Below are 23,068 nucleotides of genomic sequence, written 5' to 3'. Positions count from 1 at the left end.
CGATGAAGACGGGCTCGCTAGCATTTCAAAATACGCAATTACTTGACCCGTTCATCGCGATGCGGGGCTTTCACCCCGACGGCCCAGTCAGGGCAATATGTTCTTGACCTTGTCGCGCAACTGGTCAATGGAAAACGGCTTGCCGATCACGTGCATGCCGTCAGGCACTTCGATGCTTTCGGCATAACCGCTGGCGAACAGAATCGGCAACCCGGGGCGCAGCATGCGTGCCTGTTTCGCCAATTCCCGGCCGTCCATGACCGGCAGCCCCACATCGGTCATCAGCAAGTCGATGTGCTGGTCCTCATCGTTGATGAAATCCAGTGCCTCTTCGCAGCCATCGGCCTCAAGTACCCGGTATTCCAGTTCCTCCAGCACATCGACGATCAGCGTGCGCACGATGGCATCGTCTTCGACGACCAGGATGGTGGATGTTTTGGTGGACATAGTGGGGCTCTCAAAGGTTGGATTTGCGATAGCGTCGATCGAAATCGCTGGGCTCTTGCATGAGTAAGTGACGGATCACGACAAGTTCCCGAGGCGTTACAAAGAACAATAGCCGCACAAGAGCCGCGAAGAATAACCGCTCCTTTGCGCCGGAGCAGTGAAATGCAGGATATTGCCGAAAAACGTGTCAGAAAAATGGATCCCCTCGGCCGATTTGGGGCAGACTCGATGGCTTTCAACAGTTCGACAAGGCTTCCCATGACCTCTGCGCCTGCGGTTGATGAGCAACGATTCCGTAAACTCCTGAGCCGCAACGTCAGCCTGCCGTTGGGTGTCGGTGTCATCAGCGCGGCGTTCTTTGTCTTGCTGATCACCTATCTGCTGTCGGTGATCCAGTGGGTCCAGCACTCGGACCGGGTGATCAATAATGCCAATGAAGCGGTAAAACTGACCGTCGATCTGGAAACCGGTATGCGCGGTTTCCTGCTCAGTGGCGACGAGCATTTTCTCGAGCCCTATGAGACGGCCAAGCCAAGAATAACGGTCGCCCTCAATACCTTGCTCGAACTGACTGCGGACAATTCGGTGCAAACCGACCGCTTGCACCGGCTCCAGGCCTTGCAGACGGAATGGGCCAATTACGCGCAATCGATAATCGATTTGCAGCGCGCAGGCGGTGATTACCGCAGCGTCATCAAGGTCGGGCGCGGCAAACGGTTGACCGATGAGATCCGCAAGCAATTCGAAGACGTGATCGACATGGAGCAGCAGTTGCGTACCACGCGCAATGAAGAAGTGCGAAGCACCACCATCTGGAGCATCGCCCTTTATCTGTTGTTCGTGGCCGGTATCAGCGGATTGCTGGCCTATGTCGGCCGCCGGGATCTGCTCAACCTGTCCCGCAGCTACAGCGTCAACCTCGCCGCGCAACAGGCCAGCGCCCGGCGTCTGGAGCAGCAGGCCTGGTTGCGCAACGGCCAGACCGAACTGGCCGAGCAAGTCCTGGGGCAGTTATCGCTCAATTTGTTGGGGCGCAATATCCTGCAGTTCTGCGCGCAATACCTTGGCAGCGCCGTCGCGGCGATTTATGTCCGTGAGGAGCATGGTGGCCTGAAGCGCATCGCGTCTTACGGTTTCTCCCGGGAACAGGAAGCACTTGAGCAGCAGATTTACAATGGCGAAGGGATTGTCGGCCAGGTGGCGCAACAGGCGCGCCTGATTCGTCTTGATGAGGTGCCGGGGGATTACTTCAAAGTCAGCTCCGGCCTGGGCGAAGGTTTACCACGCAGTGTACTGGCGGTGCCGACCAGCGATGACGATCGCGTCAACGGGGTGATCGAACTCGGTTTCCTGCGACCGCTGACAGATCGTGACATTGAGTTGCTCGAACTGGTTGCCGGTAACATCGGCACCTCAATCGAAGCGGCGCGCTATCGCCAGCGCTTACAGGAAGTGCTGGCCGAAACCCAGCAACTCAACGAAGAGTTGCAGGTTCAGCAAGAAGAACTCAAGAGCGCCAATGAAGAGCTGGAAGAGCAGTCGCGGGTTCTCAAGGAGTCCCAGGCTCACCTGGAAACCCAGCAGATCGAGCTGGAACAAACCAACGACCAACTCGCCGAACAGGCGCAGATCCTGGCCGAGCAACGCGACGCCATGGACCTGAAGAACAGTCAGCTGAATCAGGCCCAGCTTGAGCTTGAGGCCCGCGCCGAAGAGTTGCAGCGTGCCAGCAGGTACAAGTCCGAATTCCTCGCCAACATGTCCCACGAGCTGCGCACGCCGCTGAACAGTTCGTTGATTCTGGCGAAATTGCTGGCGGAAAACCCGCAGGAAAACCTCAGCGCCGAGCAGGTCAAGTTCGCCGAGTCGATCTACTGCGCCGGTAACGACTTGCTCAACCTGATCAACGACATTCTCGACATTTCCAAGGTTGAGGCCGGCAAGCTTGAGGTGCGTCCGGAGAACACCAGCGTTGCGCGCCTGGTGGAAGGCCTGCGAGGAATGTTCGAGCCGTTGGCCGCGGACAAGAAACTGGATTTTGAAGTCGAATTGCGCGCTGACGCCCCGTTGATGCTGTTCACCGATCGCCAGCGCCTGGAGCAAGTGATCAAGAACCTGCTGTCAAACGCGGTGAAATTCACCGAAAAGGGCACAGTCAACCTGATCGTCGCGGCTCAGCCAGGCGAGGGCATCGCTTTTGTCGTCCGTGATTCCGGGATCGGCATTGCGCCGGATCATCAGGACAGCATTTTTGAAGCCTTCCGTCAGGCCGACGGCACCACTAACCGTCGTTACGGCGGAACCGGCCTGGGCCTGTCGATCTCTCGTGATCTGGCCACGTTGCTGGGTGGCTCCATCAGCCTGTCCAGCACGCCGGGGCAGGGCAGTGTGTTCACCCTGGTGTTGCCGCAGCACTACATCGAACCGGGCGATACGCCTGTCGAAACGATGAAAGCCACGCCGGTGACCATGCCGCAAGCCATCATGGCTACCGCGCCTGTGCCGCTGATTGCCGAGGTCGAAATCGCGCGTTTCGATGATGATCGCTACAAGGCGCCGTTCGCCACTCGTTGCATCCTGGTGGTGGAAGATGAGCCGGACTTTGCGCACATCCTCTACGATCTGGCCCATGAACTGGGTTATCAGTGCCTGGTGGCCTACGGCGCCGATGAAGGCTACGACCTGGCCAGGCAATTCATCCCCGACGCGATCCTGCTGGATATGCGCCTGCCGGATCATTCCGGGCTGACGGTGTTGCAGCGCCTGAAAGAGCACGCCGAAACCCGGCACATTCCCGTGCACGTAATCTCGGTCGAAGACCGTGTCGAGGCCGCCATGCACATGGGCGCCATCGGTTACGCGGTCAAACCGACTACGCGCGAGGAGCTCAAGGAGGTGTTTGCCCGCCTCGAAGCCAAACTGACCCAGAAGGTCAAACGCATATTGTTGGTCGAAGACGACGATCTGCAGCGTGACAGCATCGCCCGATTGATCGGCGACGAGGACATCGAAATCACTGCCGTCGGCCTGGCGCAGGATGCACTCGATTTGCTGCGCACCACGATTTTCGACTGCATGATCATCGACCTGAAACTACCCGACATGCTTGGCAACGACTTGCTCAAGCGCATGTCCTGCGAGGATATCTGCTCGTTCCCGCCGGTGATCGTCTATACCGGGCGCAACCTGACCCGGGACGAAGAGGCCGAACTGCGCAAGTATTCGCGCTCGATCATCATCAAGGGCGCGCGCTCACCCGAGCGGTTGCTGGATGAAGTGACACTCTTCCTGCACAAGGTCGAATCCCGGTTATCCCATGAACGCCAGACCATGCTCAAGACCGCCCGCAGCCGCGACAAGGTGTTCGAGGGGCGCAAAGTGCTGCTGGTGGATGACGATGTACGCAATATCTTCGCCCTGACCAGTGCGCTGGAGCAGAAGGGTGCGGTGGTGGTGATTGGCCGTAACGGTCGTGAAGCAATTGAGCGATTAAATGAAGTCGAGGACATCGACCTGGTGCTGATGGACGTGATGATGCCGGAAATGGATGGTTTCGAAGCCACCCTGGAAATCCGCAAGGATCCGCGCTGGCGCAAGCTGCCGATCATTGCGGTGACGGCCAAGGCGATGAAGGACGATCAGGAGCGCTGCTTGCAGGCAGGCTCCAACGACTACCTGGCCAAGCCCATCGACCTGGATCGCCTGTTCTCGCTGATTCGTGTGTGGTTACCGAAGATGGAACGCCTCTAATGGAGCGCAGCGAAATCGAACTGAGGTTGTTGATCGAAGCGATCTACCTCAAATACAGCTACGATTTTCGCGATTACTCCGGCGCGTCGATCAAGCGTCGGGTCAACCATGCATTAAGCCAATTCGAGTGCAATACCATCTCGGCGCTGCAAGAGAAGGTCCTGCACGACCCAACCGCGTTCATGCAGCTGCTGCAATTGCTGACGATTCCGGTCAGCGAAATGTTTCGCGACCCTTCGCACTTCCTGGCGCTGCGTCAGGAAGTGGTGCCGCTGCTCAAGACCTGGCCGTCGATCAAGGTCTGGATTGCCGGTTGCAGCACTGGCGAAGAGGTCTATTCGATGGCGATCCTGCTGCGCGAAGAAGGCCTGCTCGAGCGCACCATCATCTATGCCACCGACATCAACCCGCGCTCGCTGGATAAAGCCAGGCAGGGGATTTTCTCCCTGCAGAATGTTCGAGCCTACACTCACAATTATCAGCAGGCCGGTGGTCAGCGTTCGTTCGCCGATTACTACACGGCGGCCTACGACTACGCGATTTTCGACAAGAGCCTGTGCGACAACGTGACGTTCGCCGATCACAGCCTGGCCACCGATAGCGTGTTCTCCGAAACTCAATTAATTTCGTGCCGTAATGTACTGATTTATTTCAACAAAAAGCTTCAGGATCGAACGTTTGGCTTGTTTCACGAATCTTTGTGTCATCGGGGCTTTCTGGCGCTGGGCAGTAAAGAAACCCTGGATTTTTCGGCCTATGGCAATCAGTTTGAGCCATTGATCAAACAAGAAAGGATCTACCGCAAATCATGAACCGTGCAGGTATTCCTTGTGTAGAAGCTATCGTGATCGGTGCTTCGGCCGTCTGCGTGTCGAGCGGGAACGAATCCCATGCTAAGTAACATCCAGACCAAACTGCTGATCGTCGACGACCTGCCGGAGAACCTGCTGGCGCTTGAGGCGTTGATCAAGCGGCAGGACCTCATCGTCTACAAGGCCTTGTCCGCCGATGAAGCCTTGTCGCTGTTGTTGCAGCACGAATTCGCGCTGGCCATTCTCGATGTGCAGATGCCCGGCATGAACGGCTTTGAGTTGGCCGAGTTGATGCGCGGCACGGAAAAAACCAAAAGCATCCCGATTGTGTTCGTCAGTGCCGCTGGCCGTGATCTCAACTACGCATTCAAGGGCTACGAAAGCGGAGCCGTGGACTTTCTGCACAAGCCGCTGGATGTTCACGCGGTCAAGAGCAAGGTCAATGTCTTCGTCGATCTGTATCGCCAGAGCAAGGCGATGAAGCAACAGGTCGAAGCCCTGGAGCAAAGTCGCCGCGAACAGGGGGTGCTGCTCGAACAGTTGCAGAACACCCAGAAAGAACTGAAGCAGGCGGTGCGCATGCGCGATGACTTCATGTCCATCGTTGCGCATGAAGTCCGTACACCGCTCAATGGTCTGATCCTCGAAACCCAGTTGCGCAAAATGCACCTGGCCCGGGATAACGCCACGGCGTTCACCCTGGACAAAATGCACGCCATGGTCGAGCGCGACGAGCGGCAGATCAAAAGCTTGATCCGCCTGATCGAAGACATGCTTGATGTGTCGCGGATCCGCACCGGCAAGCTGTCTATCCGCCCCAGTCGGTTTGACCTGGTGCAACTGGTGCACAATCTTTTGCAGAACTTCGCACCGCAGGTTGAGGCCGCAGAGTCGTCAGTCAGCTTGATCGCCGACCAACCCGTGATGGGCGACTGGGACGAGTTTCGTATCGAACAAGTGATTTCCAATCTGCTGACTAATGCGTTGCGCTATGGTGCCAAGAGCGCGATCGACGTTCGCGTGTACAATCACCACGGGCAAGCGCGGGTTGAGGTTCAGGATCGCGGTATCGGGATCGGTGTAGAGAATCAACAGCGCATTTTTCAGCAGTTCGAGCGGGTTTCCACCAGGGCCGTGGTGGCGGGGCTGGGCCTGGGGTTGTTTATTTCGCAGCAGATTGTCGCCGCCCATGGTGGCTCCATTACCGTCGAGAGCCGGATTGGCGAAGGCGCCTTGTTTCGCGTTTGTCTGCCGCTGCAGGAAAACAGCCCGATGAACGCAACCTCTGATTGACCACATGGTCGTATCAGCAGCTATTGACCGAACAAAGGTTTTCCATGAGTGAAGATGCACAAGACGTGGTACTGATCGTTGAAGATGACCCTTCGATTTTGATGGTGCTGTCCGCTTATTTGTCAGGTGAAGGTTACCGGGTACTGCAAGCCGAAAACGGTGAGCAGGCCTTTGAGATCCTGGCGAGCAAACCGAACCTGGACATGATGATCACCGACTTCCGCCTGCCTGGCGGGATTTCTGGCGTGCAAATCGCCGAGCCTGCCGTGAAGTTGCGACCGGAACTCAAGGTGATCTTCATCAGCGGTTACCCGCAGGAAATCCGTGAGACCGACAGCCCGATCACCCGCAAGGCACCGATCCTGGCCAAGCCATTCGATCTGGATGTGTTGCAACAGATCATGCAGGACATGCTCTCCTGAAGCTGCGTCGACGGTTGTGTCGTACGGCGCCCCTTTAGGAGCTGCCGAAGGCTCGGGCCGCGTTCGGACGATCTTTTGATCTTGATTAAAGCCCTTGCTGCAATGCCGGATCATCCGGATTGAGCTGCTCGAGCTGCGCCAACAGGATCTGTACGTTCTGCAACTGTCCGCTTTCCTTCCAATAGTTGATCAACAGCACGCGCGCCTTGCGATCGGCCGGGTGACGCTGGACGATTTCCTGCAGCTGTTTCTGCGCGGCCTCCAGCTCTTGCTCGCCATGCAACGTGGTGGCCAGGTCGTAGCGGTAATCCTTATTGTCGGGTTCAAGCTCCACGGCTTTGGACAGCCCGAGCAACGCGAACTCACTTTGCCCGTGATGCAGCAACCAGAGCCCCAACGCATGTTGCAGATAGGCCGAATCGGGCTGGGCCTTTAACTGCTTCGCCAACAATTGCTGGGCGGCATCGCTTTGGCCCAGTCGATCCAGCACGTCAATCTGCATCACCAGTGCCGGCAAGTTGCCGGGCGCCAGTTGCAACGTGCGCTCCAATGCCTGCTGCGCGTCCTTCAGTTCGGCATTGTGCAAATGCAGGCGTGCCAGTTGGTACTGGGTGTCGGCGCTTTCCGGCTGCTGCTTGAGGACCTGTTCCCAAGCGTCAATGGCTTGCTCCAGGGGGCCGAAATACAACCCCAGCTCATCCGGGGACAGCCCCAACAAGGCGTTGACCGCCGTAAACCGAACGCTTGGGTCGCTGTCATCGAGCAAGGGCCCGAGCAACAGACTTCGCTGTCCATTGGGCACTAAACCGCTGATGCTTTTGATCGCCGCGATGCGTACATCCGCCGATGGATGTTGCAGGTCCGCATCCGCCAGTTTCAAGGCTTGCGGGCTGGGGTAGTTGGGCAGTTCGGCATGCAGCCAGACGCGGCGCTTGTCGGACAGGTCAGGGCGGCCCAATTGCTGGTAAAGCACCCGCGCCGCCCCCGGTTGACCCGTGCGTGCCTGGGTCAGCGCTTCGCTGTAGCCGCGTCGAATTGCCTCCGGCACCACAGGCGTCGTGCTGCGCAAAAAAAACCAGGCGAGGGCGAGGGCAAACAGTGCGCAGAGGCTGATGAGCAGATAGCGGCGGGACTGAGGCATGCAGGGATCCGGGAGCTGACAGGCTTTTACAAAGTCACCAGCTTCGGTCAGGCCGGGCTGTGAGTCAAACCCTGGCTCAGTTCAGCACGTAGTCATCGGGCTCAAGGGCCGGTGGCAAGTCGGTTTGCCCCAACGCTGCCAGCACTTCGCGCTCCAGTGTGCGCAAAATCGCATTGCACGGCAGATCGTTCTCATCGAAGCCGAACGGGTCCTCCAGATCGTCGCCGATTTCGTCGAGGCCGAAAAAGGTGTAGCTGACAATGGCGGTAATCACCGGTGTCAGCCAGCCAAGAGGTTCGGCCATGGCGAACGGCAACAGGATGCAGAACAGGTAGATGGTGCGGTGCAGCAACAGGGTGTAGGGGAAGGGCAGCGGCGTACTTTTGATGCGTTCGCAACTGGCCTGGACCTGACTGAGGCTGACCAATCGCGTTTCCAGTTGGGTATAACGCCATTCGCTGATCTGGCCGCGCTCGGCAAGGGCCGAGCACCGGACTCCGATCCGCTGCAAGAGCGCGTCAGTGATGTTCGGATGCTCTGCGTCCACGGCATCCTGCGTCCACGGTTTGATGGCTCTCATCTCGTTTTCAACGCGCAGGCGGGCGATCAGGCCATGGGCGAACCCGCAGAGTTCACGCAGCATAAGTTCACGTTCGGCCGCCACCATCAGACCCTGGGTTTGACGAATCAGCGATCGCACTTCGATGATCAACTGCCCCAGATGCTTGCGGCCCTCCCACCAGCGGTCGTAGCAGGCATTGTTGCGAAAACTCATGAAGATCGACAACGACAGACCCAGCAGGGTGAACGGCGTGGCGTTGACCTTGGAGAAATACGCCGGGTGCCAGATCTCCACCAGCACGATTACCGACGCCAGCAGGGTCACCAACAGACTGCGCAAGGCAATGCGCTTGGCAATCGAGCCTTTAAGGGAAAACAACATGCCGAGCAGATTCGGCTTGGGACGCACAATCATGGGCAGGGGCTTTATAGAGAGAGTGATGCTTTCGCAGCGATTTCAGCCTAGGGGCATGGGGGGATCCTGTCCAATCGCTTTGGCTGACGAAATGATCGACAGGCTCTATCAAGGTGGGAGTAACCATTGGCGAAATGCCCTACAGGTTTTGTCGACACAGAAATTCGTCGCGATGACTACGCTTGCAGGAGACCACTCGATGAGCGCTCCCATGCAACCGTTGCTTCAATACTTCAAGGCCATTCTCAACCCCGGACGCGAGGTGCTGCTGTTTGCCCTGAGAACCATCGTGGCGGGGCTGCTGACGCTGTACCTGGCCTTTGTGTTCGACCTCGACCAGCCCAAGTGGTCGATCATGGCGGTGATCATTGTCAGTCAGCCATTGGGCGGCATGGCCCTGGCCCGAAGTTTCGGCCAGATCATCGGCACCACGTTGGGCGCGGCAGTCGCGGTGTTGATCATGGCCATTTTCCCCCAGGCGCCGCTGCCCTTCATCATCACCCTGGCCTTGTGGTTGGCGCTGTGTACCGCCGGCGGCACTTTGTTGCGCTACACCAGTTCCCAGGCGTTTGTCCTGAGCGGTTACACGGCGGTGGTGGTGGCACTGCTGGCGCAACCCGATCAGGAGGGTACATTCCTGCTGGCCGTCACTCGCGTGACAGAAACACTGTTGGCGGTGGCCTGCGTGTGCGTTGTCAGCCTTCTGACGGCGCGACCGGAGGCGGTGGCCAAGGGGTACTTCGCCAAGATCGATCAAGTGATCAAACTGCTCGCGACTCACGCGGCAGCGGTGATTCGAACCGAGGAAAGCGAGGCCGATTTCCACAAGCGGCAAATGCAACTGTTGGGCGAGATCAGCGCCCTTGAAGGGCTGCGAAGACATTTGTACTTCGATGCACCACGGTTGCGCAGCGCCAATAGCCTGGTGCAATTGCTTGGCAATCAACTGGTGCTGCTGACTTCGCGGCTGACGGCTTTGCGTCACCAGCGGCAATTACTCACCGAACGTTGGGAAGGCGCGCTGCCGGAAGAGATACAGCGTTTGCGCAGCGAGGAACTGGCATTCCTTGATGAGCTGGCCGTGCAAGGTCGCTCATTGTCGACCGAGGCGCGGCATCATTTTTTGACGCTGCAACAGCGTTTCGATGACCAGGCCTACAAGGCCGAACAACTCACCGAGACGATGCCTGCCACGCTGCGTTCATTGGCCTGGGCACTGCGCTGGGAGCAGGCACGGATGTTGGAGCAACTGGGGCAGATTCTGGAACTGAGCGACGCGATCCAGGAAGGACGGGAAGCCAGTTGCGTGTTCCGCGGCCAGGACAATCCGTTGCATCTGGACTTCACGTTGGCAGCAATGAACGCAATCCGGGCATTTACTGCGTTGCTGGTAGCGGGGCTGATCTGGATCGAGACTGCTTGGGATGGGGCCCGTGGCGGGATGATTGTAGTGGGGATTCTCTGTTCGCTGATGGCGACTTTTCCGCGGCCATTGCTGGCCAGTCAAAGCTTTGCCAGGGGGCTGGGTCTGGCCTTGGTGGTGTCGGCGTTCTATCTGTTCATGCTGATGCCGATGATCAGTGACTTCGAGTTACTCGCCTTGTTGTTTGCGCCATTGCTGTACGCGGTCGCGGTGGGGTTGGCCAGTCCGCCAACCACTGGCACAGGCATTGGTCTTGGACTGACGACCATGTTGTTGCTGGGGCCGCAAAACGCAGGAATCGGCCAAAACTCTGCCATTCAGTGGTTTGAATTTGCCGGCGCGTATATCAGCGCCGCCGCGCTGGCACTCAGTGTTTACGCCTTGATCTTCCCGTTCAGGCCCGATTTACGAATGCGCCGGCTGTTCAATGAAAGCTGCGAGCAGGTCTACGCTTTGTTGAAGACGCCGGCCACCGATGAACAGCAATTTGCGTTTGAAAGCCGTATGGTCGATCGCCTGACCATGATGTTGGGACTATTGCCGGCAACCAGCGACAAGCACTCCCGCGAGCTGTTCGAAGTCAGCCTCGGGTGCATGGCACTGGGGGTGGCTTTGAACCAGCTCAGGCAGCAGGGGCAGAGCAATACGTTGTTGAGTACGCAACAACAGAACCGTTTGCTGGCGGCTGTCCGAGAGACAGGGCGATTGATCGCCGGGCGACCCGGGGTTGACCTTGTGCAGTTGCTCGGAAGCTTGCATGTCTTGGGCGATGAAATGGACGACTTGCATCTAGACGTTCATGAACACCTGTGGTCGGTATTCAGGATGCGCGTGGCGTTGTTGATCGTGGTGTCGTTTCTGGAGCGCCATCGTAAATATTTTCAACCCGCAGACGTGGAAGGAGTGCCGGCCCTTGCCCATTGATCTGGAAGTGGGTGGCGTCTATCTGCCGCCAATCGCCCAGGCCCTGTTGCTGGCCTTGCCGATTTTTCTGCTGTTGGACTGGACCTTGCGCCGCTTGGGGGTGTTGCGTTTTGTCTGGCATGAAGCGCTGTTCGAAGGCGCATTGTATGCCTGCGTATGCGCAACGTTGATTCTGGTGATGGGAGCCTGATGCCTTGAAGACGATCCTTGCCCGACTCGCGACCCTTGCAGTGGTGGTGCTGGCCGTCATCCTCGGCTGGTTCGCCTGGGAGCATTACACCCGCGCGCCCTGGACTCGCGATGCACGGGTTCGCGCCGATGTGGTGACGTTGTCCGCCGATGTCTCGGGGCGGATCGTCAGCCTGAGCGTTCAAGACAACCAGCGTGTCGAGAAAGGCCAGTTGCTGCTGGAGATCGACCCGGCTCGCTATACGCTGGCGGTGGAGCATGCCAAGCGTGCGGTGGAAGTTGCCAAAGCCACGCTGGGTCAGTCCGAAGCGACGATTGTCTCCAGCGAAGCGCTGCTGCGCCAGCGTCAAAGCGAAGAGCAGCGCCGTCGAACCCTTAAACAGCGCTTCGCGATCTCCGGCGAAGAGTGGGAAAAGTCCAGTACCGAAGTGGCTGTGGCGCAGGCGGAACTCTTGCGCAATCAGGCCAATCTGGGCCTGGCACATGCCAACGTGCAGTTGGCGATCGCCGCTCTGACCCAGGCCGAACTGGACTTGCAGCGCACACGGGTCGCAGCGCCTGTCAGCGGTTATGTGACCAACCTGCTGACTCGTCAGGGTGATTACGCCGCTGCCGGGGGTGCACTGTTGGCACTGGTGGACAGCGATTCGTTTTATATCAGTGGCTATTTTGAAGAAACAAAACTGCCGCGAATCAAGGAGGGCGATCGGGTCAGGATCGAGTTGATGAGCGGCGAGACCTTCGGCGGCACGGTGCAGAGCATTGCCTTTGCTATCGCCGACCGCGAGAACTCCCCCGGCAGTCGCCTGCTGGCCAACATCAACCCCAGCTATACCTGGGTCAAACTGGCACAACGGGTGCCGGTGCGGATTCAGATTGACGCCGACTATATCGCCAAAAACAGCCTGCGTGCCGGGACCACGGCCACCGTCACTGTCATGGAAAACCGGGATAACGAGGCAACCCACTAACCCCATATGGGGACGGGGTTACGTGGCGAGGGGGCTTGCCCCCGTTCGGCTGCGCAGCAGTCGTAGATTGGGGCCGCTTCGCGACCCAACGGGGGCAAGCCCCCTCGCCACAAAGGCTCGCACACAGGGAATGTGTTGAATTAAATACCGACAAAAAAAAAGCCCCGCGACCGAATGAGGCGCGGGGCAAAGAATTTGGTTGGGTTGCGGCCAACCAAAGGGGCACGTTAAAGCATTACTTACTGGCGACCGTCTCTGGCTGCCAGCCGCCGCCGAGGGCTTTGTAGATCGCGACGATGCCGCGGTACAAATCGACTTCGGCCTGGGCCTGGGTGTCTTCGGCTGCCAGACGCTCACGCTGAGCATCGAGCAGGACGAGGAAGTCCACGGTGCCTTCGCGGTAGCGAATTTCGGCGAGGTCCGCAGCGGCGCGGCTTGATTCGCTTTGACGAATCAGCGAAATCAGGCGCTGCTGGCGTTTGCCGTAATCGCTGAAAGCATTTTCCGACTCTTCCAGTGCCAGCAATACGTGCTGCTCATAGGTCGCCAGGGCGCCTTCGGCTTCAGCATCGGCGCCGCGCAAACGGGCGCGCACGCTGCCCAGGTCGAACGCCGCCCAGGTAATGCTTGGGCCCAGTGCCCAGGCATTGGCCGCCGACGAGCCGATTTGCGAACCGCGCCCGGCAGTCCAGCCAAGAAAACCGCTGAGGCTCACCCGAGGGAACAAATCAGCCTTGGCCACGCCGATACGCGCGGTGGCAGCCGCCAATTTGCGTTCGGCGCTGCGGATGTCCGGACGACGTTGCAGCAGTTCACCCGGATCACCGATGGGCAGGGCCTTGGCGATCGCCGGCAAGTCTTTTGGACTGAGGTCGACGGTCAGCTTGTCTGGACGTTCACCCAGCAGGGTGGCGATGCGGTTGCGCTGACGAACCTGTTCGGCTTGCAGTTGCGGCACGCTGGCTTCGACAGACGCCAGGCGCGCATCGGCACGAACCACGTCCAGCTGATCGCCAACACCGGCGTCACGCAGGCTTTCGGTGATCTTGCGTGACTCCTGCTGGTTGTTCAGGTTGGCCAGGGCAATCTTTTCCCGCAGTTGCGCGCCGCGCAGTTGGCCATAGGCGTCCACCAGTTCGGCAATCATGGTGACTTGCAGTTGGTAAAGATCGGCTTCGGCCGCTTGCTGTTCAGCGTCGCTGGATTCCAGGTTGCGCTGGATGCGACCGAACAGGTCCAGTTCCCAGGCCATGTCCAGGCCCAGGTCATAGCGTTCGCTGTTGACCCGTTTAGTGGTCTGGCCGGGAATCTGCCCTTTGCCCAGATCGCTGCTCGCGCGGCTGGTGATGGTCGGCATGGCGTCATTGCTGGCGTCATCGCGAATCGCCCGGGCCGCTTTCCAGCGGGCAAAAGCCACACGCAAATCACGGTTGCCTTGCAAGGATTGCTTCACCAACTGGTTGAGGGTCGGATCGTCGAATTGCTGCCACCAGATGCCTTCGAAACGGGCACGGTCAAAGTTCTTCTGACCGGCGCTGCCATCGGTGGCGGCCGTGATGTTGGCCGCCTCGGTGGCTGGGGTCTTGTAGTCCGGGCCGACGGCACAGGCGCTCAGCGCCAGTACCAGCAGGCTCGGCAGGAAGGCTTTCAGGCTCATTGTTGCGCCTCCAGTTTCAGGGCTTTGGCCGCTTTGCGCGCTTCACCGCGTTCCACAAAGTTGCGAATCAGTACGTAGAACACCGGCGTCAGCAGCAGACCGAAGAAGGTCACCCCGAGCATCCCGGAGAACACCGCCACACCCATGGCATGACGCATTTCGGCACCGGCGCCGCTGGAGAAGACCAGTGGCACAACACCCATGATGAACGCGAAGGAGGTCATCAGGATCGGCCGCAGACGCAGACGGCAAGCTTCCAGTACCGCTGCCAGCGGGCCGAGACCTTCTTCCTGCTTATCCTTGGCAAACTCGACGATCAGAATCGCGTTCTTACAGGCCAGTCCCACCAGTACGATCAAGCCGATCTGGGTAAAGATGTTGTTGTCGCCGCCCGAGGCAATCACCCCGGTAATGGCCGACAGCAGGGTCATCGGTACGATCAGGATCACCGCCAGTGGCAGGCTCCAGCTTTCGTATTGAGCCGCGAGCACCAGGAACGCCAGCAGTACGCAGAGCGGGAACACGAACAGCGCAGTGTTGCCGGACAGAATCTGCTGGTAGGTCAGGTCGGTCCACTCGTAGGTCATGCCGTTCGGAAGTTCATCCTTGAGCAGTTTCTCGATGGCTTTCTCTGCCTGGCCGGAGCTGTAGCCTGGGGCTGCCGCACCGTTGATTTCAGCGGTGATGAAGCCGTTGTAGTGCATCACGCGGTCTGGCCCCGAGGTGTCGCTGACCTTGATGAAGGTCGCCAGCGGGATCATCTCGCCACGGTTGTTACGTACTTTCAGCTGACCGATCTGGTCCGACTCGAGGCGGAACTGTTGCTCAGCCTGAACGTTGACCTGATAGGTGCGACCGAAGCGGTTGAAGTCGTTGGCATACAACGAACCCAAGTAGATCTGCAGGGTGTCGAAGATGTCGCTGACGGCCACGCCGTGGGTCTTGGCTTTTTCCCGGTCGATGGCGGCATCGACCTGCGGCACGTTCACGGTGTAACTGGTGAACAGACCGGCCAGTTCCGGCACGCTGCGGCTCTTGGCGATGATGTTCATGGTTTCTTTGTACAGCTCGTCATAGCCCAGGTTGCCCCGGTCTTCGATCTGCAGGCGGAAACCACCAATGGTCCCCAGGCCTTGTACCGGCGGTGGCGGGAAGATCGCCATGTAGGCTTCCTGAATCCCGGCGTACTGGCCGTTCAACGCACCGGCAATCGCACCGGCGGACATGCTCGGGTCTTTACGCTCGTCGAAAGGTTTCAGGGTGACGAACACGATGCCGGCGTTAGGGCTGTTGGTAAAACCGTTGATCGAAAGGCCAGGGAAGGCCACCGCGCTTTCCACGCCAGGCTGTTTCAGGGCCAGGTCGGACATGCGCTTGATCACGTCTTCGGTACGGTCCAGGCTCGCGGCATCCGGCAGTTGAGCGAAGGCCACCAGGTATTGCTTGTCCTGGCCAGGTACGAAACCGGTCGGCGTGTTGGAGAAACCGAAGAAGGTCAGCACCATCAAGCCTGCGTACAGCAGCAGGGCGATACCGCTGCTGCGGATAACCCGGCCCACGGTGCCGACATAGCCATGGCTGGCCTTGTCAAAGAAGCGGTTGAACGGACGGAACAGCCAGCCACCGAAGATCTTGTCCAGCACCTTGGAGAAACGGTCCTTCGGCGCGTCATGACTTTTGAGCAACACGGCGGCCAGTGCTGGCGACAAGGTCAGCGAGTTGAAAGCCGAGATCACGGTCGAAATCGCAATCGTCAGGGCGAATTGTTTGTAGAACTGACCGGTCAAGCCGGAGATGAACGCGGCCGGGATAAACACCGCACACAGCACCAGCGCCGTCGCGATGATCGGACCGGTCACTTCACGCATCGCACGCTTGGTGGCTTCTACCGGAGTGAGTCCGAGCCCGATGTTTCGCTCGACGTTCTCCACCACCACAATCGCATCGTCGACCACGATACCGATGGCCAATACCAGTCCGAACAGCGACAGGGCGTTCAACGAGAAGCCGAACAGGTGCATCACGGCAAACGTACCGATCAGCGAAACCGGCACCGCCACCAACGGGATGATCGAAGCGCGCCAGGTTTGCAGGAACAGGATCACCACCAGCACAACCAGGATCAGCGCTTCGAAGAGGGTGTGAACCACCGCCTCGATGGAGCCGCGCACGAAGATCGTCGGGTCATAGACGATGCTGAAGTCCATGCCTTCCGGGAAGTTCTTCTTCAGCTCGGCCATTTTCGCCCGAACGTCGTTGGAGATCTGGATCGCGTTGGAGCCTGGGCGCTGGAAGATCGGGATCGCCACCGCCGGCTGGTTGTTCAGCAAGGAGCGCAGGGCGTATTGGCTGGAGCCGAGTTCGACGCGAGCGATGTCTTTGAGGCGAGTGATTTCACCATTTTCGCCAGAGCGAATGATGATGTTCTCGAACTCTTCCTCGGACACCAGACGGCCTTGAGTGTTGACCGACAACTGGAATGCCGTGGCATTCGGCGCAGGCGGAGCACCCAGGGCACCGGCCGCCACTTGACGGTTCTGTTCACGAATCGCGGTGACCACATCGGTGGCGGTCAGGTTGCGCGAAGCGGTCTTGTTCGGATCGAGCCACACCCGCAGCGAGTAATCGCCCATACCGAACAGCTGCACATCACCGACACCGCCCAGACGCGCCAGCTCATCCTTGATGTTGAGCAAGGCGTAGTTGGACAGGTAGAGCATGTCGTAGCGTTTGTCCGGCGAGGTCAAGTGCACAACCATGGTTAGGTCGGGCGACGCCTTGTCGACGGTGATACCGATGCGCGTCACTTCCTCGGGAAGTTTCGGCTCGGAACGCGTCACGCGGTTCTGCACCTGCACCTGCGCGTTGTCCAGGTCGGTGCCCAGGGCGAAGGTGATGGTCAGGGTGATCTTGCCGTCAGCGGTGGATTGCGAGGACATGTACAGCATGTTCTCGACGCCGGTGATGGCTTGCTCCAGAGGAGCAGCCACAGTTTCACCGATGACTTTAGGGTTGGCGCCCGGGAAGTTGGCACGGACCACCACGGTGGGTGGCACCACTTCCGGGTATTCGCTGATCGGCAACTGGAACAACGAGATGGCGCCGGCGATCAGGATCAGCAGCGACAGTACCGCTGCGAAGATCGGCCGTGAAATGAAGAATTGGGAGAAATTCATCGGAGTAATTGCCCCTTAACCGCGTGGAGTCGCAGCAGCCAGCTTCACAACCGTTCCCGGCGCGACCTTGGCAGGTGCGACTTGGGGCAGGTTGCTGGCTTCCAGCGCTTGTCGTTGTTGAGCGAGAGCCGCGAGGGTTTCCTTGCTGGCCATCGGGATCACTTCAGGGCTGACCGGCGAACCAGGGCGAACCCGTTGCAAACCCTTGACGATGATGGTGTCGTCTTTGTTCAGGCCGCTGCGCACGATGCGCAAACCTTCGATTTTCGGACCCAGCTCGACGGGGCGATAAGCCGTTTTGTTGTCGGCATCCATCACCAGCACGAACTTTTTACCCAGGTCGGTACCGACCGCTTCGTCGTTGATCAACACCGCGGAGTAGGTGCCGCTGCCCACCAGTTTCAGGCGTGCATAAAGACCCGGGGTGTAGCTGCCGTCGCTGTTGTCGAACACCGCACGACCGCGGATGGTGCCGGTCTTCGGGTTGACCTGGTTGTCGACGAAGTTCATCTGGCCCTGGTGCGGGTTACCGTCTTCATTGGACAGGCCCATGTAAACCGGGGTGGTGGCGCCGCGTTGACCCTGGCGGGCGAGCTGGTTGTACTTGAGGAATACACGCTCGTCGGCGTCGAAGTAGGCGTAGACCTTGTCGGTGGACACCACGCTGGTCAGGGCGGTGGTGTCGGCGGTCACCAGGTTGCCGGCGGTGATTTCCGCACGGCTGACACGACCGCTGATTGGGGACGTCACGCGGGTGAAGCTCAGGTTCAGTTTGGCCAGGTCCAGTTGCGCCTGGAGTGCACCGACGGCGGCGCGAGCCTCTTGAGCGGCACTGGTGCGCGAGTCGGCGAGTTCGGCGGAAATCGCGTTGCTGGTGCGCAGGCGTTCACCGCGCTGGGCTTCGTTTTCACTGCGGGTAGCCGTGGCGCGAGCTTGCGCCACCAGGGCCTCGAGGCGGCGGACCTCAGCCTGGAACGGACGCGGGTCGATCTGGAACAACAGATCGCCTTTCTTGACCAATGCGCCTTCGGTGAAGGTTACGTCATCGATCTGGCCGGAGACCCGTGGACGAATCTCTACCGTTTCCGGCGCTTCCAGGCGCCCGGTGAATTCGTCCCACTCGTTGACCGGTTGCTCCAGTACCTTGGCCACGCTGACTTTGGCCGCGGGCATGGTGGCGGCAGCGTCCGGAGTCTTGCCGCAGGCGCTCATCACCATCACGGCCAACAGGGCCAAGGGGAAGCGCAAATGTTTGAGTGACTGTTCCATGGATGCATCCGCCAATGTATTGAGATGGGCGGATAATGCTTGGCGGGGCGGTATCAAACGAATCGAACGAGGCAAAGGTAACTATCATTCGGAATGATATAAGCCAGAAGCAAGCCCTCTAGCATGCACCTTTCGTTAGCGGGCTATCAAATGAAATGATGACAATTGTGTGTTGCGTGGAGTGCAAAGGTCTGGCTTGAAGCTGTGTCGCGACCATCGCGAGCAGGCTCGCTCCACAGGAGATTTCATTAACACCACGAATCCCTGTGGGAGCGGGCTTGCCCGCGAAGAGGTCATCAGCCTCGATACAAAATCCGGATCAAGCCAGGCTATCCGGATCCCCAAAGAACATCTGAATCCGCGACCGTAACCACCGCTCACCCGGATCATTATCCTGCGACCCGCGCCAGGCCATGTGCAATTCAAAGCTGCGCACCGGCAACGGCGGATCTTCCGCCCGAACACCACCGGCGGCGGTCAACGCTTCGGCGGTGTAGTCCGGGACGGTGGCCACGATGTCGGTGCCGCTGATCAGTGTGCTCAGCCCGTTGAACTGCGGCACCGCCAACACCACGTGCCGTTTGCGCCCCAGCTTCTCCAGCTCTTCATCTATAAAGCCGCTCAGGTCGCCCGCGAACGACACCAGCGCGTGGGGGCGGGCGCAGAAGTCATCCAGGCTCAACGGCCCCGGCACGGTGTCGGCCCGCAACAGTTTCGGCATGCTGCGGCGCAATACCTTGCGCTTGGCATTGGCCGGCAGGTCGGCGGTGTAGCTGACGCCAATGGAAATTTCGCCCGAGGCCAACAGGTTCGGCATCAATATGTAGTTGGCCCGACGCACCACCAGCACGATGCCTGGTGCCTCGGCGCGCAGCCGCTTGAGCAGCATCGGCAGCAACGCGAATTCGACATCGTCCGACAGGCCGATGCGGAACACCGCGGTGCTGGTGGCCGGATCGAATTCCGCCGCGCGACTGACTGCGGTGGAAATCGAGTCCAGGGCCGGCGAGAGCAGGGCGAAGATTTCCACCGCTCGGGCGGAAGGTTCCATGCTGCGGCCGGTGCGCACGAACAACGGGTCATCGAACAGCCCGCGCAGGCGCGAGAGCGCCGCACTGATGGCCGGCTGGCCGAGGAACAATTTCTCCGCAGCGCGGGTCACACTGCGCTCGTGCATCAGTGTTTCGAAAACGATCAACAGGTTCAGGTCGACACGACGCAGGTCATTACGATTCATCTGGAGTCCTGGCAGATTCAGCAAACTTGACGTGAGCGACCATATGAGAACAATGGCCGGCGTGAATCTTACGGGGAAAGACTGGTACTCTGCACAGGGTAATTCAGTTTTCCCTGAAAGGCTGCTTCGGTTTTTACGGCATTGGATGATGTCGCCGTCGCTGCGGAATCAATGACAGGCATGTCGACTATTAATAGCCACTGATGGTCTCGGGTAGAAAGCCCAGATAGAGTTCAGGGCATTAGAGGTTACTTTGACGAGGTTTGCGATGTCCCGCACGATCCGTTTTCACAAGTTTGGTCCAGCCGAGGTGCTCAAATGCGAAGAGCATGCGGCCGCTCTGCCTGCACCGGGCGAAGTGCAGGTGCGTGTCGAGGCGATTGGCATCAGCTGGTACGACATTCTCTGGCGCCAGAACCTGGCTTCCTCCCATGCTCGCCTGCCTTCAGGCCTGGGTCATGAAATGGCCGGCGTGGTCACGGCGCTCGGCGAGGGTGTCGATGACCTGGCTGTCGGTGACAAGGTCGCCAGTTTCCCGGCCGAAAGCCCCAACGACTATCCGGTCTACGGCGAACAGATCGTTCTGCCGCGCACGGCGTTGACCCGCTACCCGGATGTGCTCAGTCCGGTCGAAGCCAGCGTGCATTACACGCCGCTACTGGTCGCCTACTTTGGCTACACCGATCTGGCGCGCGTCAAACCCGGGCAATTCGCTCTGGTGACCGACGCCAGTCACTGCGCCGGGCCGTCGTTCGTGCAACTGGGCAAAGCCCTCGGCGTGCGAGTGATCGCTGCGACCAAAACTGCGGATGAGCGTGAATACCTGCTGTCGCTGGGTGCCGAAAAAGTCATCGTCACCGAAGAAGAAGATCTGCTGATGCGGATCAACAAAATTACCGACAACCGTGGCGTCGATGTGGTTTTCGATGGCCTGGGTGGCCCGCAGATGTCGCTGCTCGGCGATGTGCTCGCGCCTCGCGGTAGCCTGGTGCTCTATGGTCTGCAAGGTGGTAACCAGACGCCATTTCCGGCCTGTGCGGCGTTCCAGAAGAACATTCAGTTCTTCGTGCACTGCATCGGCAACTTCACTGGCAAGCCGGAGCTGGGCATCCTCCAGGATCAGGCCGCACTGCAACGGGCCCTGCGCGACATCAACCAGTTGACAGCAGACCATGTGCTGCTGCCGCTCAAGACTCGGGTATTCCCGTTTTCCCAGTTTGTCGAAGCGCACCGCTACATGGACGAATGCCCATGCCGCGAACGGGTCGCCCTTGAGGTCGAACCTGCCTGAGCTTTTCGTACGAGCCTCTTTGTATAAGCCCCTCTGGAAAGGTCCGTGCAAACACGGACTTTTCCGCTGTCAAAACCTCCAAAATGAGACGCCCATCGATCCTTCGGTGGGGCGGTTCAGCAACTGAACTGGTTTTTGCTCTCGATCTGTATCTTCTAATCATTATGTAAGCCCTGATAATTGAACGATTATTTCATCTCAAGGAAAGAGTCATGGCTGGGTATCAGGTTGAAACTTTTCAACGCGCATCGGCAATACATGCTCAACAAATAATTCGACGCCGCTCGGCGGCCATACATTTATTGGCAACTTCTTTCTTTATTTCTTGTATTACATGTCTGTGGGATGTTGTCGGAAATTTCCTAGGAAATCGCTCGGGGCCAAAAAGCACCCGTCCTGCCGGGCGTTGCGGCGGTCCAGTCCTGATTGAGGTTCCCGAGACATGCAACCATTTCAAATAATTACACAATGCTTAAGTGCTAGCATTTGATAACAAACCCGGCACCCCATTCATGACAGGCAATCCGTCGCGCAGTGCATGTAATTGTTTGCGTGGCGTTGAACTTATGAGTAACAGGTAAACAATGATGACCCATACCCATGAACAGGCAATGAATTATGTTTATCAACAAGTACTGCAGCGCTTGCTGAGCTTTTTCTCTCGCGCGGAGCGCACGGCATTGCAACTGATGATTCAGCGCCTGGTGGTGTCGGCTGGAGGTATGGAGCGTATCGGCGATTACAAGGTGTTGGCGATCCAGTCCGGGTCCCGTGACAGCTGCTACACACTGGCGCTGCTGCGCGCCGCGCAACTGAGTATCGCCAGTCGGGCACCGGCGACGTTTCAGTTGCGAGTGGCCACTTTGCGCTTGAATGGTACGGCTTCGACAGCACTGGAAAACATCCATCGCAGCAGCAGTGCATTGTTTCTCTACGACGATCCCCGGGTCGAAATGTTGATGGTCGATAATCGTGAGGTCCTGCCGTTCAATCACTTGGCGCCAATCTCCGAAGCCGGCCGTGAGTCGAATCGGCTTAACCTGCTGATGGTCGGGCACCGTCGCGCCTGGAACGGGCCGCTTGAGTTGTGGGACGACGGGTACCTGGCCACGGGTGAGTTTTATGGACAAATTGCCCGCTGGGACAACGGCGTCGATGTCATGATCAGCAGCGATTCCCCCCGTCGGCAGGCGCAGTTTATCGAGGGTTTGAACCGCGCTGCAGCCAAGGCTGGGCTTGCACCGACGAGCCGCCATGAAACGGGCTACGAGGGATTGTTCGCGCGGCTCGATGAACTGGGCAGCGACTGCTATCGCGAGTTTTATCCCGACTTTTCTCAGGCTGCGTGGCGTCCTGCCGAGCGCTTTGAGGTCTGCCGTCGCACGACCTTCATGGACATTCACGACATGCTGGTCAGCAATCTGGAAGAGCGCTGGCCGCTGCTCACTGACTTCCTCGGGTTTCAACCTGACGAACTGACGGCTCAGCTCAGTGATAACGACTATGTCAGCCTGTCGATATCCGCGCACCTTCGCGGCTTGCAAGCGCGCTTTGTACACGGTCGCACCTACGAAGAGAGTGTCAGCGAATACCTGCAGCAGGCGTTGGTGATGATGCGCCGTAAACAATTGCCCGAGCGTTTTTGCGAGCAGGCAATGGGGACCTTCGGCAATCCGCTGACCATGGCCGATCAGCGCGGATTGGCGACGGCCGAGGCACAAAGGAACCTCGGTTTGAGTGAAGCCCAACTGGTATGCCTGCTGTTCGCCCCGTTCGTCGATAACGGCGCGGCCCTGGAGCATTTTCTTCGTCAATGCCATCCTGGGATGTTGGTGGCGCTGCCGGAATTGCACCGGGCGATGCAGGGCGGTCCGGCACCCGAGCAGGTTCTGCAGTGGATGGTTGATGTCAGCGGGTTGTCGGTCAGCCTGATCGGTACGCTTTACCGCATGGGGCCGGTGGTTCGGGACGAGGGTAGGGTGCCAGGCACGGAAAGCGGCCACGCGGGCGTGCAAGTCGAAGGCATGGACCCTGAGAATGAAACAGCAGTGACTGGCGAATGGTCGATGGGCCAGTGAACGCTCCTGGTT

16 protein-coding genes are annotated in these 23,068 nt (G+C 58.9%); 9 read left to right on the top strand and 7 right to left on the bottom strand.

The annotated features are described in order from the left end of the window. Positions 1-87: 87 nt before the first annotated feature. The gene (locus AF70_RS05795) at positions 88-447 is read right to left on the bottom strand and encodes a response regulator (RefSeq protein WP_028940539.1); all 360 of its coding nucleotides are present in this window, start codon (positions 445-447) and stop codon (positions 88-90) included. Between the two features lie 258 nt (positions 448-705). Here AF70_RS05795 and AF70_RS05790 point away from each other — a divergent pair, with 258 nt between their 5' ends. The 4 genes from AF70_RS05790 (at position 706) to AF70_RS05775 (ending at position 6,724) form a co-directional block, all read left to right on the top strand. Continuing rightward, positions 706-4,197, top strand: coding sequence for a response regulator (locus tag AF70_RS05790; protein WP_028940540.1), 3,492 nt, complete (start codon positions 706-708; stop codon positions 4,195-4,197). Continuing rightward, entirely contained in the window at positions 4,197-5,009 is an 813-nt protein-coding gene (locus AF70_RS05785) for a protein-glutamate O-methyltransferase CheR (RefSeq protein ID WP_019579053.1), read from the top strand. The genes AF70_RS05790 and AF70_RS05785 overlap by 1 nt, the downstream gene beginning before the upstream one ends. Positions 5,010-5,087: 78 nt before the next feature. Beyond that, a complete protein-coding gene (locus AF70_RS05780) occupies positions 5,088-6,302 on the top strand; it encodes a hybrid sensor histidine kinase/response regulator (RefSeq protein WP_028940541.1) in 1,215 nt (404 codons plus the stop codon). Between the two features lie 44 nt (positions 6,303-6,346). Next, on the top strand, positions 6,347-6,724 hold the full coding sequence (locus AF70_RS05775) for a response regulator (protein ID WP_018926027.1): 378 nt from the start codon (positions 6,347-6,349) through the stop codon (positions 6,722-6,724). Between the two features lie 85 nt (positions 6,725-6,809). On the opposite strand, the gene AF70_RS05770 is transcribed toward AF70_RS05775, so the two are convergent. After that, the gene (locus tag AF70_RS05770; RefSeq protein WP_019579051.1) at positions 6,810-7,865 is read right to left on the bottom strand and encodes a tetratricopeptide repeat protein; all 1,056 of its coding nucleotides are present in this window, start codon (positions 7,863-7,865) and stop codon (positions 6,810-6,812) included. A gap of 76 nt (positions 7,866-7,941) precedes the next feature. Continuing rightward, positions 7,942-8,841: a bestrophin family protein gene (locus tag AF70_RS05765; RefSeq protein ID WP_019579050.1), complete on the bottom strand. Its 900-nt coding sequence runs from the start codon at positions 8,839-8,841 to the stop codon at positions 7,942-7,944. 199 nt (positions 8,842-9,040) lie between these two features. Here AF70_RS05765 and AF70_RS05760 point away from each other — a divergent pair, with 199 nt between their 5' ends. From AF70_RS05760 to AF70_RS05750, 3 genes are read left to right on the top strand one after another with little or no spacing between them, the layout of a single operon-like run. Further along, a complete protein-coding gene (locus AF70_RS05760; protein WP_019579049.1) occupies positions 9,041-11,188 on the top strand; it encodes an FUSC family protein in 2,148 nt (715 codons plus the stop codon). Next, positions 11,178-11,378, top strand: a complete 201-nt coding sequence (locus AF70_RS05755; protein WP_008026537.1) for a DUF1656 domain-containing protein — start codon at positions 11,178-11,180, stop codon at positions 11,376-11,378. The genes AF70_RS05760 and AF70_RS05755 overlap by 11 nt, the downstream gene beginning before the upstream one ends. A gap of 4 nt (positions 11,379-11,382) precedes the next feature. Beyond that, positions 11,383-12,348, top strand: coding sequence for an HlyD family secretion protein (locus AF70_RS05750; RefSeq protein ID WP_028940542.1), 966 nt, complete (start codon positions 11,383-11,385; stop codon positions 12,346-12,348). A 235-nt stretch (positions 12,349-12,583) separates the two neighbouring features. Here AF70_RS05750 and AF70_RS05745 read toward each other — a convergent pair whose 3' ends face one another. The 4 genes from AF70_RS05745 to AF70_RS05730 form a co-directional block, all read right to left on the bottom strand. Beyond that, positions 12,584-14,005 (bottom strand): efflux transporter outer membrane subunit, encoded by a 1,422-nt coding sequence (locus tag AF70_RS05745; RefSeq protein WP_019579047.1) that lies wholly within the window; start codon positions 14,003-14,005, stop codon positions 12,584-12,586. Further along, a complete protein-coding gene (locus tag AF70_RS05740; protein ID WP_028940543.1) occupies positions 14,002-17,181 on the bottom strand; it encodes an efflux RND transporter permease subunit in 3,180 nt (1,059 codons plus the stop codon). Before AF70_RS05740 ends, AF70_RS05745 begins: the two co-directional genes overlap by 4 nt. Before the next feature lie 15 nt (positions 17,182-17,196). Beyond that, positions 17,197-18,450 (bottom strand): multidrug efflux RND transporter periplasmic adaptor subunit MexE, encoded by a 1,254-nt coding sequence (mexE, locus tag AF70_RS05735; protein WP_019579045.1) that lies wholly within the window; start codon positions 18,448-18,450, stop codon positions 17,197-17,199. 319 nt (positions 18,451-18,769) lie between these two features. Continuing rightward, positions 18,770-19,687 carry a LysR family transcriptional regulator gene (locus tag AF70_RS05730; protein WP_019649901.1) on the bottom strand — a complete coding sequence of 306 codons (918 nt, stop codon included), beginning with the start codon at positions 19,685-19,687 and terminating at the stop codon, positions 18,770-18,772. Between the two features lie 268 nt (positions 19,688-19,955). On the opposite strand from AF70_RS05730, the gene AF70_RS05725 reads away from it, so the two are divergent. Together AF70_RS05725 and AF70_RS05720 are read left to right on the top strand one after the other, a co-directional pair. Beyond that, positions 19,956-20,978 carry a zinc-dependent alcohol dehydrogenase family protein gene (locus AF70_RS05725; RefSeq protein ID WP_019579026.1) on the top strand — a complete coding sequence of 341 codons (1,023 nt, stop codon included), beginning with the start codon at positions 19,956-19,958 and terminating at the stop codon, positions 20,976-20,978. 587 nt (positions 20,979-21,565) lie between these two features. Continuing rightward, positions 21,566-23,056 carry a hypothetical protein gene (locus AF70_RS05720; protein WP_028940544.1) on the top strand — a complete coding sequence of 497 codons (1,491 nt, stop codon included), beginning with the start codon at positions 21,566-21,568 and terminating at the stop codon, positions 23,054-23,056. The last annotated feature ends 12 nt before the right edge of the window (positions 23,057-23,068 follow it).

The organism is Pseudomonas sp. KD5 (genome assembly GCF_012932895.1).
GTDB lineage: Bacteria > Pseudomonadota > Gammaproteobacteria > Pseudomonadales > Pseudomonadaceae > Aquipseudomonas.
This window is presented reverse-complemented; position numbering and strand designations above follow the sequence as displayed.